This window comes from Labrenzia sp. ATLA3 (genome assembly GCF_057180185.1).
In genome coordinates this window covers 114,775-138,890 of record NZ_JBXUKV010000011.1, presented here as the reverse complement: position 1 = coordinate 138,890, position 24,116 = coordinate 114,775, and the positions used below count along the sequence as shown (strand labels likewise).

The window sequence follows — 24,116 nt, the reverse complement described above, 5'->3', positions numbered from 1 at the left end:
CCGCATCGAAACTTGCACCGTCTGCAACACGGACAACTCCGTTATCGTCCACCGTGAAGCGGTCATCATCGACGGAGTAGGAAACGGTGTCTGTGACATCGCCATCCTTTGCAAACGCGGTGATGCCGACCTGCGTGCCAGCTACCGCGTCTTCCGCAACCTCGTTGGCCGCTGCGTCGGTGTCTGACACACTGGAGACGTCGTATTCGTCAACATCGGACACGGAAACGGTAAAGGTCTCCGCTGAGGTTGAGCCATCGCTGGATATCGCTGTCACGGTGATGTCGATGGAGCCCTCAGTCTCAGCATCGAAACTTGCGCCATCTGCAACACGCACAACACCGTTTTCATCGACGGTGAAACGATCGTCGTCAACCGTGTAGGAGACTGTGTCGGAGGTGTTCTCGTCCTCTGCGAAAGCGGTAACGCCCACTGCCGTTCCGGCCGCAGCATCTTCCGCAACCGTGTTCGCGCCGCTGTCCGTGTCCGAAACTGCGGAAATATCTTTTGCGATCAAATCGCCTGCCAGAATATCGCCATCCGCAAATCGGAAGTTTTCAACGTTTACAACGGTGTCGGTGCCGTCGGAGGATCCTGCACGGTTGTCTGTAACAGTGAAGATGCCTTCGTTCTCGGTGATCGTGTAGTCAGCGAAATTGCCGCTGTAGGTCGCTGTATCAGTACCAAGACCGCCATCGATAGTGTCATCGCCGGCACCGCCTGTCAGAGTGTCGTCACCCGCGCCGCCTGCCAGGGTATCGGCAGCACCGTTTCCGGAAATGGTATCGTCACCGTCGGCGCCATAAACGTTGCCGCCGTCGGCATGCGCCACGATGGTATCGTCTCCTGAACCACCGGTGATGCTGGTTTCAGCTACAGAGTTATCCGTGAAACTCTGACCGCCATCTTCGAGCTGATAGTCCTCGGCAACATCTGTTACGGAGACAGCAAACGCATCTGAAGAGGTGGAGCCGTCTGAAGAAGTTGCGGTTACCGTCAGCGAGATGTTGGGTTCGCTCTCAAAGTCGAACGACGCGCCATCCGCAACGCGAACAACACCGTTTTCGTCCACTGTGAAGCGGTCATCATCGACGGAATAGGAGACCGTGTCGGTAATATCGCTATCGGTCGCAAGAACCGTGATGCCGACTTGCGTTCCTGCGGAGACATTTTCCGCAATCGTATTTGCGCCTGTATCCGTATCGGCTACAGAAGAAACAGCGCTTTCGTTCACATCAGAAACGGCAATTGTGAAGGTCTCTTGCGACGTTGAGCCGTCCGTTGAGGTCGCGGTCACAGTGAGGCTGATGGAGCCTTCGGTTTCAGCGTCAAAGCTTGCGCCTTCTGCAACGCGAACGACACCATTTTCATCCACGGTGAAACGAGCATCATCGACCGCATAGGAAACCGCATCTGTGGCGTCCTTATCTTCAGCAAAGGCGGTGACGCCGACCTGCGTACCCTCGGTCGCATTTTCAGCGATGGAGTTCTCAGCACTGTCCGTATCCGTCAGTGCGGAAACACCGTATTCATTGATGTCGGAAACTTCGACTGTGAAGGTCTCCTGCGACGTTGAACCATCCGTAGAGGTCGCGGTCACAGTGAGGCTGATGGAGCCTTCGGTTTCTGCGTCAAAGCTTGCGCCTTCCGCAACACGAACAACACCGTTTTCGTCCACTGAGAAGCGGTCATCGTCGACGGAATAAGAGACCGTGTCGGTAATATCGCTATCGGTTGCATGAACCGTGATCCCGACTTGCGTTCCTGCGGAGACATTTTCTGCAATCGTATCTGTGCCTATATCCGTATCGGTTACGGAAGAAACAGCGCTTTCGTTCACGTCGGAAACGGCAATTGTGAAGGTCTCTTGTGACGATGAACCGTCCGAAGAGGTTGCGGTCACAGTGAGGCTGATGGAGCCTTCGGTTTCTGCATCAAAACTGGCGCCTTCTGCAACGCGAACGACACCGTTTTCGTCCACGGTGAAACGCGCATCATCGACCGCATAGGAAACCGTATCTGTAGCGTCCTGGTCTTGCGCAAAGGCCGTGATGCCAACCTGTGTACCAGGCACAGCGTCTTCCGCGACACAATTGGCGGCTGTGTCGATGTCCTGAATTGCGGAGGTTGCAAATTCGTTTTCGTCTTCGACCGCCAGCGTGAAGGTTTGCTCTGATTGCGAGCCGTCGGTTGATGTGGCTGTAACGGTGAAAGAGACGGTTGCTTCTGTTTCGGCATCAAAGACGGCGTCGTCGGCAATGCTGACCACACCCTGGTCGTCAATCACGAAACGCGGGTCATCGACTGAGTAGGAGACACTGTCCGACACATCTTGATCGGTAGCGACAACCGTGATGCCAGCCTCACTGCCGCCGGCCACAACTTCTGAAATTGTATCCGCTACTGCGCCAACCGTTTCGATCGCGCTGACGTCATGTTCGTTTACGTCGCGGATCTGAATTTTAAAGGTTTCGGTTTGGGTTGAGCCATCAGACCCGGTCGCAAGCACGACGATCTGATGGCTTCCGGCCGTTTCAGCGTCCAGCGCACCTGCGACGGTTACGATACCCGTTTCCGGGTCGATGGCAAAAAGCCCGCCAGCATCATCGAGGAGGCTGTAGACAACACTTGTTCCGTCCGCAGTACCGGCTTCTGCCTGAATGCCTGTCGCGGAACCAGCCGCAGAATTTTCGTCGACCGCGTTTTCGCTTTCATCAATATCCGCGACCGCACCCAGATCGGAAGCTCTTGCGCCAGCAGCTGTGTCGTCGCTTTCGCCGCCAAAGGGTGCAGCGAAAGAATTCGTGTCTTCCTGGGTGCCGAACGAACCGTCAAACTGTCCTGAAGACGTGCTGCCGGCGTAGGTCAGGTCAGGACCCGCGTTCAGAACGGACGCGATGCTTGCTGACGAGCTACTCCCTGTCGGCGCACTGTCGTGGTCGAAATCAGGACGATCTTCGGGGAAATCATCAATGTTCGCTGATAGATCTATGCTTGGGCCTGTCGTTTCGCCGTCGTCGTGAGATGAAGGCTCGACAGTTAGATTTTCAAAAACCAGGCTCTGCGCGCCGAACGAGGGATTTTGTTGCTCGACGTATCGCTGCTCTTGCTCTTCGTCACCAAGATGCAGGTTGGCATTCACCTGCTCCATGGAGTCGCCCATGTCCTGGTCGAGATGATAGTCGTGCGCCTTATCGAGAGTCTGGTCCCGATCGTCGAGAAGACCCGAATGCAGAGCGTTATCGGAATTCAGGGTCGTCCTGGATTCTGTCGTTTTGCCTTCTGCACCGGCTTTGTTCTGGGTGTCTCGATCTTGAGTATCGCTTGCCATTCCGGTCGCACGTCCGCACAATTTACGATCACGTCAGTGAACGGCAGCACCCTTAACAAAGCGCAAAATTGCTCTTAGAATCTGAAAGTTAGTTCTAATAAAATTTAGAAATCAAGGCATAGGGTAAACGGTTTTTAAACCCGATCAGCACAGTTTGAGTGAGTAAATTCATCACCCCGGTCCGACTATGCTGAAATTGCTACTTTCGTCGTTCTTTTTGCCACGTTTGAAAATTCGGCATTCACCGTCCGGACATTGGATTTCTTCGCCTGGTTTGCCACGCGATGTAATCGTCGCATCCGTTTTTGCAAACATCATGGGCCTGGCGCTGCCGTTGGCTATTCTCCAGGTGTACGACCGTGTTCTGCCGAACGCCTCTACGGACACGCTTCTCGTCCTCGTCCTTGGTGTCGTTGTTTTCCTTGTCGCCGATGCAATCATCAAGGTGTCGAGGATCGCAGTTGTCGGCAGGCTGGGGGCCGGTTTCAATCATCAGGCCCATATGGAGCTTTTTCGAAGGGTGCTCGGCGCGGAGCCTTCCGAGTTTGCCAAAACGCCGGTTTCCGTTCAGGTGCACAAGCTTCGCTCGTTGCAATCCATTGCAGATCACTACGGTGACCAGAAGCGCCTTTTGGCGATCGACCTGCCGGCAGGAGGCATCTTTCTGGCGGCTCTGGCATTCATTGCGGGCCCACTGGCCCTGGTTCCAGTCACTTTGTTGGGCATTTTCATGCTGTTTGCGCTCAACAGAAACAAGGTGCTGCAGAAGGTCGTTGCTGACAGAGCGGACCAGGACGACCGCAAGTCCGATTTTATCCTCGAGGTGCTGTCCGGGGCGAAGACAGTCAAATCCCAGGCGATGGAGGCGCTGATCATGCGCCGTTTCGAGCGGCTGCAGCGCGCTACCGCCGAACTCAGTTCCAGGTACATGCGGCTGTCCGGGCGGGCGCGGGATGCTTCAGCTCTTTTCGGAACCCTGACCACAATCTTTGTCGTCATTTTTGGGGCGTTGATGACCATCGACGGCAATTTCAGTGTGGGTGGTGTCGCGGCCAGCACCTTGTTGTCCGGGCAATTCGTGCAGCCGTTCCTGCGCGCGATCAACCAGCTCACCGACATGCAACGCCTGAAACACGATTACAGCCAGGTCGACTCGCTGTTCCAGCTGCCGGAAGTTGCGCCGCAAGAGCCATTGTCCATAGAGACCGATGGGTCCATTCACCTGGTCAACGTGTCCGTTGAACGGGGAGAAGCCCGCCGCCGGGTGTTCGACGATATCAATCTGACGATTGAATCCGGTCAATCCGTCGGGTTCCGTGGAGCCGACGGCAGCGGCAAGTCAACGCTCATGAAGTTGTTGACTGGCGAAGTTACGCCAACGTCCGGCAAGGTCATGATCGGGGGACAGGACTACGAAGGCATTCATCAGCACGCACTGCGCAAGACGGTCGCCTACGTCGACAATCAGTCTTCCATTTTCAACGGAACCATTCTCGAAAACATCACCATGTTCGGCGCCATTTCCGATATTGCCCGCGCCCGCATGGCCGCAAGCCTGATTGGCCTCGAAAAGGAAATCCATCTTCTGCCACGCGGCTATGAAACGCAGCTCGGTTCGGACCTTGGAGGCAAGGTGCCCACGTCAACGCTTCAGCGTATCTGCATTGCCAGGGCGCTGGCAGGTGAGCCGAAGATCCTTATTTTGGACGAGGCAAATGCGCAACTCGATCAACAGGCCGAAAAGCTACTTGTCGAAGCGCTGATCCGTCTGAAGGGCCATCTGACGGTGATCATCATCAGTCACCGTCCTTCGATGCTGGCAGTCGCCGATCACCAATTCGAACTCAGCGATGGCAGCCTTCACGATCTTGGCTCCATGAATGTCACCGGAACCCTGCAAAAGATGGGGATGCCGGCATGACCAGGCCGCTATTCAACCTCAAAGATATTCAGACCGCCGAAAATGCCGTGCACAGGCAGTGGCACGATCTTTCGGAAAAACTGTCAGCGAACGGCGGTGCATCCGGCAGTTTGGGTCTGCCGGACGAAGATGCTGCTCCTGCGGAACGGTGCCTGATCCCGCTCTTGAGAGAAATGCGCTGGCAGGGAAATAACAGGTTGCTGTTCGAAGCATTGCCGCATTTCGACCGTATCGAAACGTTCCTGGCAATGCGCACCGTTCTCAGCCGACTGGCGGTGAAGACGACACTGTTCCACGGAAACTCTGCAGAGCTGACTGCAGCGCACTTGCCCTGTCTGCGCGTCACCGGCGACGATGTTCAGGTGATCGTGGCCAGAACCGAAACCGGTGAGTTTCGGGTGTTTTCCGGACGGCAGGGAGCGGCGGTTGTCCTTCGTGCAGCCGACATTCTGAAAAACGAGATTTATCTCGCGCAGGAAGACACCGGCGAACAAAGTCAGGTTCAAAACAACCGAAGCTGGTTCTCAACCGTGACCCGGCGTTTCCGGACCAGCATAATTTCGATTTTGGCTCTGGGATTTGTTCTGAACATTCTCGCACTGGCACCGCCATTGTTCATCATGGCGATTTACGACAAGGCGATAGGAGCAAAATCGACAGAGGTCCTTCTGACCATGGCTGTCGGAATTGTAATCATCCTCCTGTGCGAAACCACACTACGGCGGATGAAAACATGGCTGCAATCCTATCTCGGTGGACGGATCGATGCCATCGTCGGCAACAAGACCTTTGAACGGATTCTGCATTTGCCGTACGCGAGGCTGTCTGAAGCGCCGATTGGTACGCAGGTTATGCGGCTGCGCTATTTCGATAGCGTGCGAGACATCTTCCAGAGTTCGCTGTTCAACGCGATCGTCGATATTCCCTTCACACTGATTTTCATTGCCGCGATTTTCCTGATCGGCGGCCCGGTAGCGCTGCTTCCGCTTTCGTTGCTCACAATTTACACTCTTCTGGCGGTTTACGTCTTGCCCAAGGTGCAACGCGAAGTCGCGTCAGTTGGTGAGCAGAAGTCGAAGCTGAACAGCTTCATGATCGAAACCTTCCGCAATCAACGTGCGCTCAGAAACCTATCGGTGGAAGATACCTGGCTTGAAAGGTTTTCCGGCCTTTCCACCAACTTCAACAAGCTCAATATTCATGCGCGGCTGATAACGCATGTTCTGCAAATCCTGTCGCAGACCCTAATGACCATTTGTGGCGTTCTGGTTCTGGGTATCGGGGCCATGCGTGTCATGGAAGGGGATATGAGCCTCGGAGCCCTGATCGCCACCATGGCCCTGAGTTGGCGCGTGCTCAACCCGATGAACCAGGCGTTTCTGAGCGTAACCCAGCTTGCGCAAAGCCGGACTGTGATCGAGCAGATCAATAATCTGATGCAAGTGCAGCTCGAACGTGAGCCAGGTCATTTGCCCAAGATAACGCGCGACATTCGCGGCGACCTGAAAATGTCATCGCTCGTTCTCAGATATCCAGGCGCAACGGAAGCTTCGTTGAAAGGGATCGAACTAACCGTGAAGGAAGGCGAAACCGTCGCCATCACAGGGCCTAGCGGATCGGGCAAGACTGCGCTGTTTCAGTCAATCATCGGTCTCTTCCAGCCGCAGGTCGGATCCATCCTGTTCGACGGTCTGGACGTGCGCCAGCTGGACCCGGCCGAGTGGCGATCTTCCATTGGCTACGCGCCCGACGATCTCGACTTCTTCTACGGCACTGTAAAACAGAATTTGCTGATGTCAGATCCCGCTGCAAGCGATGAGCGGCTTGCCGAGGTTACCGGCAGACTTGGCTTGCTGTCTTATCTGGAAGAAAATTTCAATGGACTGGAAACGCGGCTCAACGGCGAGGTTTTGAAGCAGATCCCGGACAACATGAAACAGCGAATCGTGTTGGCCCGTGCCTTCGTGAAGACCGCGCCGCTTTACCTGTTTGACAATCCGGGAACGCATCTCGATTTCGACGGTGACAAGAAGTTCATGTCAATGATCGAGGAGCTCAGGGGCAAGGCGACCATCGTCATCAACACCCAGCGGCCCAGTCACATGAAGATGGCCAACCGGGTGGTCGTGCTCAGAAGTGGTCAGATTGCGATGATGGGTCCGCCGGAGCAGGTGGTGCCGGCATTGATGGGACAGACTGCGAAAGCCGGATAAGCAGATTTCGGCTTGCAGGCAAAAAAGCCCGCCGGATCGTTTCGGCGGGCTTTGTCATGTCGTTTACCCGTGGCTTAGAAAACGGATTTCACCACTTTTGCGGCCGCATCGACAACCTTGTCGATTTCACTTACCGAAATGCACAGGGGAGGGGCAAACCCGAGGATGTCGCCCTGCGGCATGGCCCGTCCGATAACCCCTTCCTTCAACAGTGCCGCAGCTACCTGCGGTCCGGTTTTGCTGGCCGGGTCGAGATAGGTTCTGCTGGATTTGTCTGCAACGAACTCGACGGCACACAGAAGACCATCGCCGCGAATGTCGCCGACATTCGCATGATCGCCGAGGGCATCCGTGAGAGCTTTCTTGAAGTAGGCACCCGCGGACTTGGCGTTGGTGACCAGGTCCAGGCTATCGATAAGCTTGAGGTTGGCAACGCCTGCCGCTGCCCCGATCGGGTGCGCGGAATAGGTCCAGCCATGGCCGATCGGGCCGAATTCATCGGTACCGTCTTCGAGCACCTTCCAGACCTTGTCGGAAATGATGGAGCCGGAAAGAGGCGCGTAGGCAGACGTCAGGCCCTTCGCGATGGTGATGAAATCAGGTTCAATCCCGTAATGGTCAGATCCAAACATGGAGCCGAGACGGCCGAAACCGGACACGACTTCATCTGCGATCAGAAGGATGTCGTGTTTTCTGAGAACGGTTTGAATGGCTTCCCAATACCCTGCCGGGGGCGGCACGATCCCACCTGTTCCAAGGGCCGGTTCGCCAATGAAGGCCGCAATCGTGTCGGCGCCTTCCCGTTCGATCAGGGCTTCGAGATCCGCAACGCAATAGGCAACGAAATCGGCTTCGGAAAGAGCAAGATCTTCCCTGCGGAAATAGTCTGGCGCAACTGTATGCAGGACCTGCGACAGCGGGAGATCGAATTTCTTGTGAAACAGTTCGAGACCTGTCAGGGAACCGGTCATCAGCCCGGAGCCGTGATAGCCTCTCCAGCGGGAGATGATCTTCTTCTTTTCAGGACGGCCGAGAATGTTGTTGTAATACCAGACCAGCTTGATGTTCGTTTCATTCGCATCTGATCCACCAAGCCCGAAATAGACCTTGGACATGTGATCGGGTGCTCGCTCCATCACCATCTTTGCAAGCGTGATCGAAGCTTCGGTGCCGTGTCCGACATAAGCATGATAGTAGGCCAGCTCACGCGCCTGTTCGGCGATCGCATCGGCAATTTCAGACCGGCCGTAACCGACATTGACGCAGTAAAGTCCGGCAAATGCGTCGAGAAGCTTTGTGCCGTCACGGTCTTCGATATAGACACCGCTGCCACCGGTCACGATCCGGTTCGGGCTTTCTCCACGTGCATGCTGTGCGAGATGGGTTGAGGGATGGAAGAAGTTTTCTCTGTCCCAGGCGTCCAGTTGATCGTTCTTGAGCATGTTCAGGTCCTTCTTGTGTATTCGTGGCCAGGTCAGCTCCAGTCCCGGCAGACATATTTGATTTCGGTAAAGGCCTCCAGACCGTAGCGGGCTCCTTCGCGGCCAAGTCCGGATTGCTTCACACCTCCAAAGGGGATCGGATAACCCGTCACTTTCGTACGGTTGACGGCAACCATGCCGTACTGAAGCGCGCGGCTGGCCCGGTAGATGCGGCGAGGATCCTGGGTATGGAGATAGGCGATAAGTCCATATTCGGTGTCGTTCGCTCTTGCGATGACCTCTTCTTCCGTGTCGAAGGCCGCGAGTGCGGCAACGGGGCCAAAGGTCTCTTCCCGGAAGATCGCCGCATCGGCGGGAACATCGGAAAGCACTGTCGGCTCAAAGAACAAGGGGCCGGCTTCGTGACGTTGGCCTCCGGTCAAGAGGCGCGCACCGCGCGCGATTGCGTCGCGTACATGGTCCTCCTGCTTGGCCATGGCCCTTTCATGCATCAGCGGACCGATATCCGGATCCGTAAGCCCAGGCCCAACGGACATGCTTTCAACGCGTTTGGCAAAAGCTGTGCAGAACGCCTGGTAGACAGGCCTTTCAATCAAAATCCGATTGGCAGCGAGACAGTCCTGACCGGAGGTCGCGAATTTTGCTGCAATTGCCTGTTCGACGGCATGGTCCAAATCAGCATCTGCAAAAACCAGAACAGGGGCATGGCCGCCGAGTTCCAGCACAAGGCGCTTCACCGTTTCGGCGCCCTGCGAATAGAGAAGCCTGCCAATCTCGGTCGATCCTGTAAAGGAAACAGCTCTGACACGCGGATCGGACATCCAGGGCTTTACGATGGCGCTGGCGTTTCCCGGAATCACGTTGAAGACACCAGCCGGAAAACCGGCCTGGTCGGCCAGTTCAGCAAGAGCAAGTGCTGAGTAGGGCGTTTCCTGCGAGGGATGAACCACCACGGTACAGCCTGCTGCAAGTGCGGCCGCCGCCTTTCGCGTGATCATCGCACAGGGAAAGTTCCAGGGCGTTATCAATGCCGCAACGCCGACAGGCTCACGCCAGACTTCCATCTCCGCATCGGGCAGATGTGAGGTGATACTCTCTATGTTCGGGCGCTTGGCTTCTTCCGCATAAAACGAGACGAAAGAGGCCGCATAATCGATCTCTCCCCGGGATTCGGAGATCGGTTTGCCCTGTTCACGAGTCATGAGGCGTGCCAGGTCCTCGCGGTTCTCAAGGATCAGGGCATGCCATGCCATTAGAACCGTTGCTCTTTCCTGCGGCAACAGGGCGGACCATTTTGAAAAGGCGTCATTGGCAGCATCAACGGCTTCGGCGGATTCTTCCCCCGAGAGGGACGTCACTTCGCCGAGAAGACTTCCGTCCGCCGGATCCGTGACCGGAAAAGTCTCACCACCCCGAGCGGCTATCCAACGGCCACCGGCATAGGCAAAATGCTTGACCAGATGACGATTGTCGATCTGGTGAAAAAGCGAACTTTCAAGAGTTGTCTCGGCATGGGTTCGGGACTGCATGGTGTTGCTCTCCAAGGTGGTGAGCAAACGATAGAAGCGCGACCGGGAACGAAACGCCTTTTATCAAATGGTACTGCAGTCGTTTCGTTCTTATTCGGAGTGGTCCGAAGTCACATCCGTTCCCAGCATGCCGGTGAGCAACAAATCGAGGGCAGGAGAGGCGCTCTGTTTGACCGGCTTGGTGACCACATAGGTGAAGTAGCGCACAACCCCGAGGCCCCGGTCGAGCAGGGCATCCATGAAGCGTTGATAGCTGTCGATATCGCGCGTGACGGTCTGCATCAGATAATCAAGACCGCCACCGATGGCCCAACAGGCCACGACTTCCTCACTGCTACGGATTGCCCTTTCAAAAGCTTGAAAATATTCAGCGCGGTGATGTTCCAGCTCAACCGTCACGAACACCGTGACATGAGGTGCAATATGCCTGAGAGAGAGGCGAGCGCCATAGCCTTCAATGATACCGGCTGCCTCCAGTCTCTCTAGGCGCTTCCAGCACGGGCTTGGACTGAGGTTGATGCGCTTGGCAAGATCGGCTTTCGAAATGCGCCCTTCTTCGGCGAGAACTTTCAGAATTTCCAGGTCTCTGTTGTCCAGTTTCAACATGCAGATATCTTGCCCGTTCAGGAAAGGAGCGTAGTGCCCGCGTTCGATTTCTTGACCTTGCCAAGTGCGAGCGTTGCAATGGCCGTATCCTGAACACCGGTGCCGGTCAAATCGCAGACTGTAATATCCGTTTCTTGCTGCCTGCCGATGGCACTCCCTGCAACAACGGCTCCCAATTCGCGCACGGTGCTTGTGTCCTGCAAAGCCCGTTCTTCAAGTGCCGTCCGCAATTCACCAAGTTTTTCACATTGGCTGATCCGGTCGCAGACAACGGCATCTGCCCGGGCCAGAATTTGAGGGTCCAGCTCGTTCTTGTCTTCCTGATCGGATCCCATGGCCGTGATGTGCAGGCCGGGATGAAGACAATCTGCGCTCAGGATGGCTTCTTTCGCGGGGGTCGTTGTTACGACAAGCTGGCTGTCGGCAACAAGCTGTGCCGGGTCCTCGACAGCGGTAACACCGATCCCGAGGGCAGTGGCCATATCCTTGGCCAGACGCTGTGCCTTGTCTCGATCCCGACCCCAGATCAGCGCTCTTTCCGCAGGACGTACCTTGGCGGCTGCAATCAGTTGCAATCTGGCCTGAACACCGGTGCCCAGAATGCCGATGGTCGAAACCTCCCAGGGGGCCAGATGGCGTGCTGCGACGGCCCCTGCAGCGGCTGTCCGGATGTCTGTCAGGTAACCGTTGTCCAGAAAGATGGCCTGGACCAGGCCTGTCTTGGCGGAAAAAAGAACCATCAAACCGTTGAGACTGGAAAGCCCAAGCGCTGGATTGTTGAAGAAACCGGGAGAAACCTTGATCGCAAACCCATCCAGTCCAGGCACATAGGCCGTTTTTACATCGACTTCGGCGTTCTCCTCAGGCAAGGCCATGGAAAGGACCGGGGGCATGACCACCGAACCGGTTGAAAGCTTTGCGAAAGCCTGTTCGATACAGTTGATGACCTCCAGATCCAGGTGAACGGAGCGACGCAAGTCAGCCTCATTTACCAGTCTGATTTCATGCGCCATAACGCGTTCCCTTTACCAAATAGCCATCAAGGTGCACGTCCTGACCCATCATGATTTTCGTGAACTGGGTCATGTCGACGTTCCGCCCGGTAATGATTGTCGCAACAGGGCCTTTCAGACCGGGGAGCTTCCCGGCAAGACACGCTGCAATGCCGACGACACAAGCCCCTTCGGCAACGTGGCTGTCTTCATAATAGAGCGTCTGCATCGCACGGTAGATCTCCTCTTCGTTCACAAGAACGATCTCATCGAGAAGATCCCGGCACATGGCGAAGGACAGCCTGTTTTCCAGCCCGATGCCGCCACCCAGCGAGTCTGCAAGGCTCGCCACCTCCTGCACTTCCACGGGATGCCCGGCATCTATGGAGGCTTTCATGGCGGCACCCCGGTCCATCGTAAGGCCAACAATATGGATCGACGGATTGATGGACTTTGCCGCGAGCGCAACACCGGCGGCAAGCCCTCCGCCAGACAGGGGAATCAGGAGCGTGCCGAGGTTTGGAAGGTCTTCGAGGATTTCAAGACCGATGGTTCCTTGACCCGCGATTACATAAGGATCATCGAACGGTGAAATTTCGAATACGCCGGGTGATTGCGCGAGCGCCCGGCAGTCGGCGAGAGCGTCATCCTGACTGTTGCCGACGATGCGTGTTACAGCGCCAAGAGCCCTGATGCCATCAAGTTTGGTTTGCGGCACCAATGAAGACATGCATATAACGGCCTTCATTCCGAGTTGGCGCGCTGCAAAGGCAACCCCGCGGCCATGATTGCCGGTCGAACAACAGGTGAGGGTGTTGGTGCCTTTGGGCGCGTTCAAGGCGGCATTCATGGCACCGCGCAGTTTGAAGGCACCTGTCGGCTGCATGGTTTCCATCTTCAGAAAAAACGATTGACCCGACTGCTGCGACATAAAGCGTGAGGGCAGCAAAGGTGTCCTGACGACGTCGCCTGCGATGGCCTTTCGCGCTTCGAGAACATCTGCAAGCGATAACTGCATCGACCGTCTCCGGTACCGTTCGTGGCTGAAAATGAATCCTGCATGGGAGATGCGTCACGTATTTGTGTACAAATGCACCTAGTCACGCAAGAGGCACCATCGGGAAATGTTTATTTCCTTGATTTTTGAAATGCCTGAGTTCTTATTTGTGTACAAATAACCGACGAGGCCCAATCATGCCAGGTCACGACCTTCCTTTCAGCGATGCCGAGTACCAGCGCCGTCTCAACCTTGTCCGTACTGACATGGTCAAGCGGGGCATAGATGTTCTGTTTCTCGAGGACCCCTCCAATATGGCCTGGACCACCGGCTATGACGGCTGGTCTTTCTATGTGCACCAGGGCGTCGTCGTCTTTCTGGACGAAGAACCGATCTGGTGGGGACGCAGACAGGATGCCAACGGGGCCCGCCGCACCGTTTGGATGGATGACGCGCGTGTGGCGTCCTATGCCGATCATTTTATCCAGTCGTCCGAGCGGCACCCCATGCAGGACCTGGCCCGTTTGCTGGAAACCAGGGGCTACGCGGCCAAGAAAATCGGTGTTGAACTTGAAAATTACTACTTCTCGGCCAAGGCGTTCCTGACGCTGCAGCACGAACTGCCAAACGCTGAATTCATCGATGCCACCAGCATGGTCAACTGGTTGAGAGCGGTCAAATCGGATGAAGAACTGGTCTTCATGCGCAAGGCGGCACGAATTTCCGAGAAAATCATGGACGGTGTTTTCCAGCGTGTGGTTCCGGGCATGCGCAAGGCTGACCTGGTCGCGGAAATCTATGCCGATGCCATTCGCGGTCTGGACGATGCCTGGGGAGACTACCCGGCGATCGTGCCGCTTCTGCCAAGTGGCGCGGATGCGTCTGCGCCGCACCTGACATGGGACGGACGGTTCATGCAGGAAGGCGAAGCGACGTTCTTCGAACTTTCCGGCTGTTTTCGCCGGTACCATGCCCCCCTGTGCCGTACCGTATTTCTCGGGAAGCCTGAGCAATATCTGCTCGATGCTGAAAAGGCTCTCGTCGAAGGACTAGAAGCCGGCCTGGACACCGCCAGGGCAGGCAACACAGCTGGCGACATCGCTCGGGCATTGGCGAAACCACTTGAAGCGGCAGGTATCGAGCGTGGCGCGCGGGCAGGGTACCCAATCGGCATTTCCTATCCTCCCGATTGGGGGGAGCGTACGATTTCCATTCGTGAGGAAGACACCACCGTGCTGAAACCCGGTATGACCTTTCACTTCATGCCGGGGCTTTGGATGGATGGCTGGGGATTGGAAATCACCGAGAGCATTCTCATCAAGGAAAATGGCCGCGCGGAATGCCTGTGCGACAGACCCCGCGAATTGTTCGTGAAATCCTGAGGTGGAGATGCGCTCGGACCTGTTGAACCGGACGATTTCGATTCTGGACCGACTGATCGGTTTTCCGACCGTCTCCGCAGACAGTAATCTTGAGCTGATCAGCTTTTCTGCGACCTTGCTGCGCGAAGCCGGCGCACGGGTGACAGTCTCAAGGGACGCAACAGGCAGGAAGGCCAATCTCTTTGCCACGATAGGACCAGATGTTTCCGGCGGCATCGTTTTGTCGGGGCACACCGATGTCGTCCCGGCTGATCCGGCGGAATGGACCTGCAATCCTTTTCAGATGAGGGAAGACAACGGGCTGCTCTACGGGCGCGGCACCTGCGACATGAAAGGCTACATCGCTGCCGTGCTCGCCAAGTCGCAGGATTACGCGTTGCTCAACCTGAAGCGGCCGCTGCATGTTGCCCTGACCTATGACGAAGAGGTCGGATGTTTTGGTGCTCGGCACCTGGTTGAAGAACTTCAACAAAGTGCCATCCGCCCCTCTGTGGCAATTATCGGCGAACCGACGGAAATGCGGGTCATTGAAGGCCACAAGGGCTGTTACGAATACACAACCGCCTTCCACGGCACGGATGGACATGCCTCGGAACCGGACAAGGGCGTCAACGCAATTCACGTTGCTGCTGCCTATATATCCCGGATGATGCAACTGGCTGAAACCATGAAGGGAAAGTCCGGCCCGGACAGCGAGCGGTATTCTCCCCCCTGGACGACGCTTCAGGTCGGCAGGATTGATGGTGGGTCCGCTCGCAACGTCATTGCCAGACATTGCGCTGTCGAATGGGAAATGCGCCCGGTGCGCACGGAAGACGCGCTTCAGATAAAGACGGCACTTGAGGCCTACTGCCGGGATGTGTTGTTACCGCAAATGACGTCCGTCTACCCCGACGCGGAAATTGTTACGGAGATAATTGGCGAAGTGGCGGGACTGGCCGTGATGCCACAAAACGAAGCACGGGATATCGTTACCTCGCTGACCGGTGCGAACCTGTGTGATGTCGTTTCTTTCGGCACCGAAGCGGGATTGTTTCAGTCGCTTGGCCTATCTGTCGTGGTCTGCGGGCCCGGCTCCATCACGCAAGCTCACAAGCCGGATGAATTTCTAGCTGTTGATCAGCTCGAAAAGTGTCTTGCCATGCTTACGGGGCTGGAAAGAACCCTGTTGCAGTCCCCATGACCGATCAGGATGTGAACGCGTCGTCAGACGTCGCAGAACTGCTCAGCCACGCCTCCAGCGCGCTCGAGCGATTCCAGATCATGTATTCTGTCCTGAGGGATAGAATTTGCATGCTTGTGTATCCACCGGGGACGCAATTGAGCGAAGAAGCCCTGGCGTCGGAATTTGGCGTCAGCCGATCACCTTTGCGAAAGGCATTGCAGATCCTGGAAGCCGACGGACTTCTGCTGTCGCAGCAAGGCGTCGGCACCCTGGTAACGGAAGTCGACCTTCAAGAGCTTTCACAAGTCTACGAACTCAGACTGGAGTTGAACGAATTGACGGGCAGTCTCTGTCCACGTCCACTCGATCAGAAACTGGTGGCCCTGTTCGACAGCCTCAAGGGCAGGGCCGAACGACTGAGCGCGGCACCGGACCGGGCAGTTTTCGCCCGCCTGAATATCGATTTCTTTCATGCTTTCCAGCAGTTGACACTGAACGAACCACTGCGGGACGTTTCGGAAAAACTCTTTTACAGGACCTGTCGGATCTGGCTGACGTTGATCGATGAAAAGGATCTACTGAAAGAGGTCACTATTTTCTGTGGTGAGATCGTGGAAATTGCAAATGCTGTGCGTCTTGGTGATTATCAGGCCGCAGCGTTGATACGGCGAGCCCATCTCTCCATGGGGTTCAACCGGCTCAAAACCACCATACAACGCAGTGCCGACCTGAAGGCCAGCTAGCGATATGGTAGTCCTCGATACGCTGGAAAAGAAGGAGTTGAACAGGACCGCCCCCGGAAGCGATTGTGGTGGGAGACAATCGTATGCTTCCGGGAGGAGCCTGGGCTTTCAAAGAAGATGAACAAACTTCTCTGAACTTATTTAAGTGCAACAACCTAAAAATAATGCAGTCAAGTTTACTTCTAATATTTAGCGGGATTTCAAAAGGTCTAAAAAATCTCAGTGTTTCTTTGATATCTTGGTCAATCTTCTGACTGTGGAGGTGGAAACCTTACAGTCAGATTCTATATTTCTTTGAACGTATTTTCCTTTTTCAAGGGAGTATTCCAAAAAGACGCATAGTTCATTTGCATGGGCCACAAGGACCCTGTGGCCGGACACAACTGTGTCGGTCACTTCCAAATCCTGACCCCAGGCCCATCCCCCGTAAGAGGTCCCACCGCTCGACCTGAGAACGATTTCAAAGAAATTGCCTCCGTCGCTTTCGGGCATTTTAAAAACGAGGTCCAGATTATCCTCATCATCTTTCGTCGGCTCGCCTGCACCGAGCCAAACGGAACTGATAGTCGCAGAGACCAAGTCGCCAAATGGATAAAATGGGGCGCCTTCGTACCAAAGAAACTCCGTAATAACGGAACCGATGTCGTTAGCTCTCTCAAATGGTCGAACATTGTCTCCGTATGCTGCGTAGTTCCTCCTGAAGGAGATCTTACCAGACATGAATGGCTTCCTTACTATCTGATAATACGAAGTGTTTTGCTTTTAGCCGCGAAGCGTCAACACACTTCGTCCCGCCGGCATGCCTACAGTCACAATTGCACCGTCACACCGGCGTGACACGCGCATAGGACTGGTATTCTTCTGTGCGGGGAACTGTGTTAGAAAAAATCACAAGGGGTATAGTGATGAATAAAAGTAGTTCAGACTCTAATATTCGACTACTTGGCGTTCCGTCAGTGTATTATTCACGGAATACCCCGTTCCCTGCCAAGGGATACGCACTGCTCGCAGTATTACTTCTGGTTCCCGGCAATGAACTCGCTCGCCAAAAAGTTGCAGCCTTGCTTTGGGAGGATGTTTCTCAGTCCAGAGCGATGGCGAATCTCCGGCAATTGCTGGTGAGGGTTCAAAGTCGCCAGCCTGAAGCCGGACCACTTATCGAAACGACCCAGACGAGAGTCAGCCTTGGCCCCGGGGCACAAGCTTCTGATCTGTCCGCTTTTCTTCAGTCATGCAGCGCAACCGATCTCGAGGGCATGATGGCCGGCATCGAAAAGTTCGGCGGCGAATTGCTTGACGGAATGGAATTTGAGGGTGAACAACTCAATCTGTGGCTTTTGACCGAGCGTGCGAGCCTCCGGGAAAAGCTGTTCAACAGAGCGGCGGCAGCGCTTGAGGAAACGACGCGTTTCGGCGCTGACCGCGGCGGCAACATTGCGAAGATTGCCGACAAGCTTCTGGCATTCGAGCCAGACAGCCCCGAATGCTACCGGATCATTTCAAAAGCCTATGGCCGGTGTGGAGACCAGGATGGTGTCGACCGTATCGACCGGTTGATGAATTCGGTTCTCAATCCGTCCTTGCCGGGCGTTCCTGGCAATGTCAGTGGAAAGCCGGCCGGGCAGGGAACGACTGTTCCGGCGAGTGTCAAAACTGTCGAGCAGCGTGCTGCGGCCCCACAGAAGGCCCCTGTTCCGCGGGTCGCTTTTTCGTCGCCGCGCCATATTGATCAACATCCTGACGCTCAGCTTGCGGAAGCGTTTGTCGAGGACGTTGCCAACAGTTTCTCCCGGTTCAAGACGTTCGTCGTGGTGTCGCCTTTCAGCACGATGCGAGACTTTCGTGGAGGAAACATCAGCAAATGGGAAAAGATCCGGTCGAACTACTCTGTTCAGAGTTTCCTGCTCCCCGGCAGCCAGAGGATCTCCTTCACTGTTCTTGACGACGGCACTGGCGAGATCGTCTGGTCTGCCGAATATTCCATGGAGCCCGACGACCTCCACTATACATTCCGGCTGCTGGCGAAAACCGTTGCAGCCAATCTTGCCCAGCAGATTGAGCGTCAGATGCTTGATACTGGGCGGGCGATCAATGCTCAGAGTTATCTGCATGTCCTGAGGGGGCAGAACCTCATCAAGACGTGCAATCTCAGCATGATACGCCGGGCGCGGAAAGAGTTTCGCCAGGGCCTGACCTACGACAAGGATCTGTCGATTGCCCGTGCACGCATCGCACAGACAATGCAACTGGAATGGTTGCTGCTCGGGGGAACGGATCCTCACCTTCTGCATCGGGCCAAGGCGGAAGCCGATGCAGCCATCGAAATCGATTCATCTGCCGGCATCGGTTACTGGATGGCGGCCGTCATTGCGTTGTATCAGCGCGATTACACGTCCTCGGAAGCAAAATTCCACGAAGCCGAAACACTGAGCCCCAATTCCTCGGACCTGCTTATCCAGCACGCAGACGCACTTGCACATTTTGGCAAGCCCAAGGAAGCCTGGAAACGCTTCAAGCACGCGATCGACCTTAACCCGCTCGCACCGGATATCTACTGGTGGGCAGGAGCCAGCATTGCCTTCAAGCTGGCTGACTATGCTGAAGCGGTCCGGCTTTGCAAACAAATGGAAGACGAGGAGCCGGCACTGCGCGTGCTGACAGCGAGCCTTGCACTCGACGGCCAGATAGAGGCAGCAAGACAATACGCGCGGCGTCTGATGGATGTTTATCCAGGAATGACCGCACAAGAAATCGTTCGCTTCCAACCAGACAAAAATCCCGAGAACAACAGGATCTTTCTGGAAGGCCTGAGACTCGCCGGATTCGACTAACGTACAGTATTAAAAGGAGAAAATTATGGCTCAATCATCATTTTACGTCATTGGAAAACGTGGTCACGGTGTCGTCTTCCTCAGGATGGACCCGTTGCGCGTGTCACGGGTCTCTCATGAAACAATCATGAGGTATGAGGAACAAAATGCCGGCGTGGACGGTTACGCCAAGATCGCTGCCGCCGCCCGCGTTCTGTTTGCCGAAAGTGACGGTAATCCGGAAACCAGCCTCAGCCAGGTCGAGTCGGAAGGTATCTACCAGGTCATCAAGCAGGGCAGCACCATTTCCGACGTCGACTTTGCCTTTCTGACGGACGTCGACGACAGCGATTGGGACCTCAACAGGCTGAGCTGGGCTCCGATCCAGGACCCTGTCTCCAAGACCGGTTCAGGCCTGGGTAATTCCGAATCACTTCAGGACGCAGTTCTTTCGGACGATTGATCCGCAAGGCATCACCACCGCGAAATCATGGCGCTACAGGAGGTATTCGTTGTGCAATCCGATCCTTTCTCTCCGCAATTCCTGCGCAGCTTCGGCATTACCAGATTGGGTGAGATCACCGGACTGGACACGATCGGGATACCCGTCTGGTTTGCGACCAGACCAAATTCCCGGTCACTTTCCATTTCGCAAGGGAAAGGCGTAACGGACGACCAGGCGAAGATTTCGGCGGTCATGGAAGCCGTGGAATGTGCTGTAGCGGAAGAACCGCGACAGCACGTAACTGAATTTGCGACGATTGAAGATATGGCGCGCCAGCACAGAAAGGTCATTCCGTTCTTCGATCTGGCGAGGGTCAACTCGCATCAACTAGATCCGACACGCCAGCGTGCCTGGGTTCCCGGAACGTCTCTGATATCCGGGGAGGAGCGCTTCGCGCCTTATGAACTCGTCGGAATGGACATGCGAAGCGATATGCCGTGGGATCGACAAGCGTTCCGCATGACGTCACAGGGCTTGGCAGCTCACTTCTCGATCGACAAGGCAATCGAACACGCATTGCTTGAACTTGTGGAACATGATGCATCGAGCCTGGTCGACACCTTCGGCCTGTCCGTCAACAACGTCCGTGAAGTGACAGACTACAGGGGCGCAGATTCGGATCTCGACACCATATTGGACAAGGTGGCCAAGGCTGGCCTTGATCTTCACGTCTATGCTCTGCCGGGTCGCGTCAAGTTGCCCGTGATTGCCGCTGTGATATCGCGCCAGGTGAATGGTCCGACTGGTGTCATTTCACGGGCTCCCGCCGGCATTGCCTGCCGAACCACTGTTGCCGAAGCCATACTTTCGGCTTTGTTGGAGGCGGTACAATCACGCCTGACAGACATAGCCGGTGCACGCGATGATCTTGCGATGGAGCGCTTTCAGCAGTCGAAGGAGGGCGTAAGCACCAAGCAACCGCCGTTCGTCACTCTTGCGCAGCTTGAAACAGAGCTACAGCCGGCCAGGCAAAACTCTTCCATGTGTTGGCAGGATATCCTGAAACTGATGCAGGCAGCCGGCGTCAAGGATGCTTACCTGTTCCCGCTGAAATCACCTGTTCCGGATGTTCACGTCGTTCGAGCGATTGTCAAAGGTCTGGACGCGCATTCAGGCAGCTTTTCTGAAATGTCCATGAATTCGATCCTGCTGACTACGGAAGTGCTGAGCACTGCATGCTAAAACCCGTCGTCTTCGCCGGTCCGAGCATCCATGGACTGTCCGGTGATCTTTTCGGAGGGCTGGACGTTCGGCCTCCGGCCTCGCGAGGTGACATCCTGCGTGCGGCGGGGGAGGGGCGAACCGTGATCGGACTGATTGACGGGTATTTCAACTCGACCCCATCCGTTTGGCACAAGGAGATCCTGTTCGCTCTCCAGGCAGGTTGCTGCATCTTCGGCGCTGCCAGCATGGGGGCGCTTCGGGCGGCCGAATGTTCAGTGTTCGGGATGGTCGGCGTGGGATCGATCTTTGAAGACTATCGGGCAGGTAAGCGCCTTTCCGACGCCGACGTGGCAGTCACCCATGCGCCGGCGGAATTGGGCTATTGCCCGCTTACGTTGGCACTGGTGGATGCTGAAGCGACACTCTCTGCCGCTGTTCAAAAGGGCTTCATCTCCGAGAGCATCCACGACCGTTTACGGAACGCTGCAACCGGCCTGCATTTTACGAGACGAACCTGGTCGCAGGTGCTCAAGGATGCCGGACTGTCTGAAAACGAAGGTGCCCGGTTCATGGACAAACTTCCTGAGTTTGAGCGCAGTTCGAAACGGAACGATGCGGAAGAGCTTCTGCTCATGCTCAAAGAAATCACCGAACCCGAGAACGACGATGGTCCGACCAATTGGAAACTTCAGAACACCCTGTTTCTCAAGTCTCTTGAAAAAGACATTTTCGGCAGGTGACAGGCTATGAAAATGGAGAGCGTCGAGGCAAATACCAGATGGTCAATCGTTGCGGATTGCGGAGGCTTGATTGACAGGATAGCGGTCTCACTGCCCAACAAAGTGTTTGATTCAGAAAATCCACACGCCGCGAAGATCCTCACTGCGATAGGCAATTTGCTGCAAGCCATGCCGCCTGCCGTTTCGATCCTGGTCTTTACCGACGCCTGCAATGAAGCGGCAGCGGAAACCTGGCTCAATCAGCAAACCTCCCGCCACCATGAGATTGTCCCGGCGGAGGGTGCCCCTCTGAAAAGCGCGGATATCTGGGCGCAGGATTCCATCCTTGTTCAAGCCCATGGTAACGAATTGCGACTGGCTGCGCCGAAATGCGACTGGCCCAATGGAACCTTGCCATCGCTGCTCGCAGATCACCTGTCTGTTGCCTGCCATGACCTGCCGCTGTTTCTGCCGGGGGGCGACCAGATCGTCGGAGAGGACTTCCGACTCATTGGACAAACGAGCCGGTTGAGATCTGCGGCCTCGAAGTTTGGCGGCGATGGAACGTTGCTTGAGGCGGACAGGCGCATCAACCAACTCGATCACAGGCCTGTCTGCTATTGGGGATACCGTAGAAATGACCTGACCGAAAAGCCGTCTATCGTGTTGAGGAACACCAGTTCCGACAACGAGACCGCCTTTGATCACGACCGGAAAGAAGACCTCGTCGTATCGCATACGGTTTTGCAAAGAGCCCTGCAGCTGACGCAGCTTCGGCCGGATCTGGTAACCAGGATCGAACGCTGCGAAAGCCACGTCGACAGATATGTTTCGCCAACAGGGCTCCGGCTCAACGGCAAAAACCTGCTCCTGCTTGCAGATCCCGTGGCTGTTGCTCCTGAAGCGGCAAGCAAGGCAAAAAGGGAAAAGCGGCTGCTCGATGCATCCGAACATTGGTTGAGGGATCAGGGCTTTGAGATCATCCGCAACCCTGTTCCCTTTGGCACTGACGTCAAAAACGCAGTCCGCCCACGCCTTTACAACAATATCCTGCTGGAAAACGCCATCCGGGAGGGAAACGACAAACCAATGATGTGGCTACCGTGCTTCGGCGACGATGAGCGATTCACGGAATACGATCTGGAGAATAGCAGGATCTGGAAAGATCTCGGTTTCGAGCCAAGACATGTCAACGGCTGGGAAAGCCTTGCCCACGCAAACGGCGCACTCCGCTGCGCTTCCAAGGTCATCAGCCGGCTCCCATGAACCGGCTAAAACCACCCCGAAGCTCAACCGCTTCAGTGGTATGTGATCAACTGTCTTTGGAAGAAGGTTGGCTGCCGTTCCTGAACACGTATCGAACCATGTGCATTGCGCCCGAGCCAGCATTTCGGACGCTTCTCTCTGACATCGGCAGTCTCAGATTGGGTAGTATATGTTGAAAAAGTCGGACCTGAATACCTGGTATCTGTATTTGTAGAACGTGGTTTCAAGTGCCCCTCAAAACGCAAATCCTATTCCGATTGCGTTTACCTCGTGAAAAGAGTTTCAAACTTTTCCTTCTTGAAATTGCTCGCCGGACTTGTTCAACAAATCGTAGCGTGGCGGACGTTCATGAATGACACGACGAATGGCGGCTTACTCGTTGGTTCACGGCGTAGCCTTACTGGGTCAGGTCGATCAGCAGTGGCGTTGCAAAGGTAGCGAGCGTGGGCGCGGGCATGCCGCTGAGCGCGTATGGCTTGTCAAACACCGGGCCGACGTACGAGATTTCATCAAATGGAAATTTGGTGTCTGCGTAGTAGGCTTGAAGTACCTGTGCGTCGGTAAGGTTGAAATTGGCAAGGTCCTGACCAGCATTGGCCATCTGCTGGGCATAGGCATTATAGAGTGGGGCAAGGAAAGGCCACGGGTCGATCTTGATCAACCCGTGCCCGGCGCCAACCCGGATTTGCTTAATCCCGCATTCGGAATTCAGCTTGCCAAGTGCGGCAGCAAAGTTTGCACCGCGCTCCGTAGGACGGAATTCCAAATGTAAATGGGTGGGAATGCCGATGCCGCTGAACTGTGTCCCGTTTCGGCCGGTTTCACCGAGGGGCTGTCCCGCGCTGACCTGGGCGCCGGTGGACACGTATGCGCTGTCCAGATGGGCATAGATCACTTCCATATCCATCCCGCAAAGTTGGGTGCGCAGGCCCACCGTCTGGGAGCCGAAATAATTAAGATTGTAAACCACGACAGTACCAGCAGCGATTGCAAGGACTGGTGCGCCGCGGGTGGCGAGAATGTCGATTCCAGCATGGAACTTGAACTTGCCCTGCCCGCGCAGACGGGAGTTGCCGAAGAGACCGACGAAGGGGTTTGAATCACAGCCGAGGTAGGTTGCCTGACATATACCGGTTAGGAAGCTACCTTGGTCCGGGTCGTCTGCTTTGCGGGTGAGCGATTTTGGAGAAAACCGAAGGATGCCGTCCTCCGGGCTGAGCTGTAGCGGCGGGGACCATTGGTAGGGCCAATTATCCTGCGCAATAGCGGCGGTTGTAGTCAGGCAGAGCAGCAGGGCGTAGATAAGCAATCTGAGCATCAGGTGCGTCGTT

18 protein-coding genes are annotated in these 24,116 nt (G+C 55.6%); 10 read left to right on the top strand and 8 right to left on the bottom strand.

The genetic code is table 11. The features are described from left to right. A partial coding sequence (locus tag AC2A6O_RS27120) for a beta strand repeat-containing protein (protein WP_498931814.1) occupies positions 1-3,331 on the bottom strand: 3,331 nt, incomplete at its 3' end. 274 nt (positions 3,332-3,605) lie between these two features. Here AC2A6O_RS27120 and AC2A6O_RS27115 point away from each other — a divergent pair. Then, positions 3,606-5,252 carry a peptidase domain-containing ABC transporter gene (locus AC2A6O_RS27115; protein ID WP_498931812.1) on the top strand — a complete coding sequence of 549 codons (1,647 nt, stop codon included), beginning with the start codon at positions 3,606-3,608 and terminating at the stop codon, positions 5,250-5,252. After that, positions 5,249-7,465, top strand: coding sequence for a peptidase domain-containing ABC transporter (locus AC2A6O_RS27110; RefSeq protein ID WP_498931810.1), 2,217 nt, complete (start codon positions 5,249-5,251; stop codon positions 7,463-7,465). Before AC2A6O_RS27115 ends, AC2A6O_RS27110 begins: the two co-directional genes overlap by 4 nt. A 74-nt stretch (positions 7,466-7,539) precedes the next feature. Here the strand turns inward: AC2A6O_RS27110 and AC2A6O_RS27105 are convergent, their stop codons facing one another. From AC2A6O_RS27105 to eutB, 5 genes are all read right to left on the bottom strand, one after another. Further along, entirely contained in the window at positions 7,540-8,907 is a 1,368-nt protein-coding gene (locus AC2A6O_RS27105) for an aspartate aminotransferase family protein (protein WP_498931808.1), read from the bottom strand. Between the two features lie 32 nt (positions 8,908-8,939). After that, the gene (locus AC2A6O_RS27100; RefSeq protein WP_498931806.1) at positions 8,940-10,436 is read right to left on the bottom strand and encodes an NAD-dependent succinate-semialdehyde dehydrogenase; all 1,497 of its coding nucleotides are present in this window, start codon (positions 10,434-10,436) and stop codon (positions 8,940-8,942) included. Positions 10,437-10,526: 90 nt separating this feature from the next. Further along, a complete protein-coding gene (locus AC2A6O_RS27095) occupies positions 10,527-11,042 on the bottom strand; it encodes an Lrp/AsnC family transcriptional regulator (RefSeq protein ID WP_498931804.1) in 516 nt (171 codons plus the stop codon). 17 nt (positions 11,043-11,059) lie between these two features. Further along, complete coding sequence (locus tag AC2A6O_RS27090) at positions 11,060-12,055, bottom strand: cyclodeaminase (protein WP_498931802.1); 996 nt, start codon at positions 12,053-12,055, stop codon at positions 11,060-11,062. Then, complete coding sequence (gene eutB / locus AC2A6O_RS27085; RefSeq protein WP_498931800.1) at positions 12,045-13,052, bottom strand: hydroxyectoine utilization dehydratase EutB; 1,008 nt, start codon at positions 13,050-13,052, stop codon at positions 12,045-12,047. Before eutB ends, AC2A6O_RS27090 begins: the two co-directional genes overlap by 11 nt. 176 nt (positions 13,053-13,228) lie before the next feature. Here eutB and doeA point away from each other — a divergent pair, with 176 nt between their 5' ends. From doeA to AC2A6O_RS27070, 3 genes are read left to right on the top strand one after another with little or no spacing between them, the layout of a single operon-like run. Further along, complete coding sequence (doeA, locus tag AC2A6O_RS27080) at positions 13,229-14,413, top strand: ectoine hydrolase DoeA (RefSeq protein ID WP_498931798.1); 1,185 nt, start codon at positions 13,229-13,231, stop codon at positions 14,411-14,413. Between the two features lie 7 nt (positions 14,414-14,420). Further along, a complete protein-coding gene (gene argE / locus AC2A6O_RS27075; RefSeq protein WP_498931796.1) occupies positions 14,421-15,596 on the top strand; it encodes an acetylornithine deacetylase in 1,176 nt (391 codons plus the stop codon). Next, positions 15,593-16,321, top strand: a complete 729-nt coding sequence (locus tag AC2A6O_RS27070; RefSeq protein WP_498931794.1) for a GntR family transcriptional regulator — start codon at positions 15,593-15,595, stop codon at positions 16,319-16,321. Before argE ends, AC2A6O_RS27070 begins: the two co-directional genes overlap by 4 nt. Before the next feature lie 219 nt (positions 16,322-16,540). Here AC2A6O_RS27070 and AC2A6O_RS27065 read toward each other — a convergent pair whose 3' ends face one another. Beyond that, on the bottom strand, positions 16,541-17,041 hold the full coding sequence (locus tag AC2A6O_RS27065) for a hypothetical protein (RefSeq protein ID WP_148586939.1): 501 nt from the start codon (positions 17,039-17,041) through the stop codon (positions 16,541-16,543). Positions 17,042-17,184: 143 nt separating this feature from the next. Between AC2A6O_RS27065 and AC2A6O_RS27060 the strand changes: the two genes are divergently transcribed. The 5 genes from AC2A6O_RS27060 (at position 17,185) to AC2A6O_RS27040 (ending at position 22,785) form a co-directional block, all read left to right on the top strand. After that, positions 17,185-19,152: an SARP family transcriptional regulator gene (locus AC2A6O_RS27060; protein WP_148586938.1), complete on the top strand. Its 1,968-nt coding sequence runs from the start codon at positions 17,185-17,187 to the stop codon at positions 19,150-19,152. 25 nt (positions 19,153-19,177) lie between these two features. Beyond that, positions 19,178-19,594: a hypothetical protein gene (locus tag AC2A6O_RS27055; protein WP_148586937.1), complete on the top strand. Its 417-nt coding sequence runs from the start codon at positions 19,178-19,180 to the stop codon at positions 19,592-19,594. A 51-nt stretch (positions 19,595-19,645) separates the two neighbouring features. Continuing rightward, positions 19,646-20,818 (top strand): YcaO-like family protein, encoded by a 1,173-nt coding sequence (locus AC2A6O_RS27050; protein ID WP_498931791.1) that lies wholly within the window; start codon positions 19,646-19,648, stop codon positions 20,816-20,818. Then, positions 20,812-21,540 (top strand): TfuA-like protein, encoded by a 729-nt coding sequence (locus tag AC2A6O_RS27045; RefSeq protein ID WP_498931789.1) that lies wholly within the window; start codon positions 20,812-20,814, stop codon positions 21,538-21,540. Before AC2A6O_RS27050 ends, AC2A6O_RS27045 begins: the two co-directional genes overlap by 7 nt. A 168-nt stretch (positions 21,541-21,708) precedes the next feature. Beyond that, positions 21,709-22,785, top strand: a complete 1,077-nt coding sequence (locus AC2A6O_RS27040) for a hypothetical protein (RefSeq protein WP_498931787.1) — start codon at positions 21,709-21,711, stop codon at positions 22,783-22,785. A 397-nt stretch (positions 22,786-23,182) separates the two neighbouring features. Here AC2A6O_RS27040 and AC2A6O_RS27035 read toward each other — a convergent pair whose 3' ends face one another. Further along, positions 23,183-24,103 carry a M23 family metallopeptidase gene (locus AC2A6O_RS27035; RefSeq protein ID WP_498931785.1) on the bottom strand — a complete coding sequence of 307 codons (921 nt, stop codon included), beginning with the start codon at positions 24,101-24,103 and terminating at the stop codon, positions 23,183-23,185. Between the last annotated feature and the right edge of the window lie 13 nt (positions 24,104-24,116).

Bases quoted from the DNA above. Each gene is read 5' to 3' on its own strand.
- AC2A6O_RS27110 (WP_498931810.1), top strand. From the start codon at position 5,249: ATGACCAGGCCGCTATTCAACCTCAAAGATATTCAGACCGCCGAAAAT.
- AC2A6O_RS27105 (WP_498931808.1), bottom strand. From the start codon at position 8,907: ATGCTCAAGAACGATCAACTGGACGCCTGGGACAGAGAAAACTTCTTC.
- AC2A6O_RS27100 (WP_498931806.1), bottom strand. From the start codon at position 10,436: ATGCAGTCCCGAACCCATGCCGAGACAACTCTTGAAAGTTCGCTTTTT.
- AC2A6O_RS27095 (WP_498931804.1), bottom strand. From the start codon at position 11,042: ATGTTGAAACTGGACAACAGAGACCTGGAAATTCTGAAAGTTCTCGCC.
- AC2A6O_RS27090 (WP_498931802.1), bottom strand. From the start codon at position 12,055: ATGGCGCATGAAATCAGACTGGTAAATGAGGCTGACTTGCGTCGCTCC.
- eutB (WP_498931800.1), bottom strand. From the start codon at position 13,052: ATGCAGTTATCGCTTGCAGATGTTCTCGAAGCGCGAAAGGCCATCGCA.
- doeA (WP_498931798.1), top strand. From the start codon at position 13,229: ATGCCAGGTCACGACCTTCCTTTCAGCGATGCCGAGTACCAGCGCCGT.
- argE (WP_498931796.1), top strand. From the start codon at position 14,421: ATGCGCTCGGACCTGTTGAACCGGACGATTTCGATTCTGGACCGACTG.
- AC2A6O_RS27070 (WP_498931794.1), top strand. From the start codon at position 15,593: ATGACCGATCAGGATGTGAACGCGTCGTCAGACGTCGCAGAACTGCTC.
- AC2A6O_RS27065 (WP_148586939.1), bottom strand. From the start codon at position 17,041: ATGTCTGGTAAGATCTCCTTCAGGAGGAACTACGCAGCATACGGAGAC.
- AC2A6O_RS27055 (WP_148586937.1), top strand. From the start codon at position 19,178: ATGGCTCAATCATCATTTTACGTCATTGGAAAACGTGGTCACGGTGTC.
- AC2A6O_RS27045 (WP_498931789.1), top strand. From the start codon at position 20,812: ATGCTAAAACCCGTCGTCTTCGCCGGTCCGAGCATCCATGGACTGTCC.
- AC2A6O_RS27040 (WP_498931787.1), top strand. From the start codon at position 21,709: ATGCCGCCTGCCGTTTCGATCCTGGTCTTTACCGACGCCTGCAATGAA.
- AC2A6O_RS27035 (WP_498931785.1), bottom strand. From the start codon at position 24,103: ATGCTCAGATTGCTTATCTACGCCCTGCTGCTCTGCCTGACTACAACC.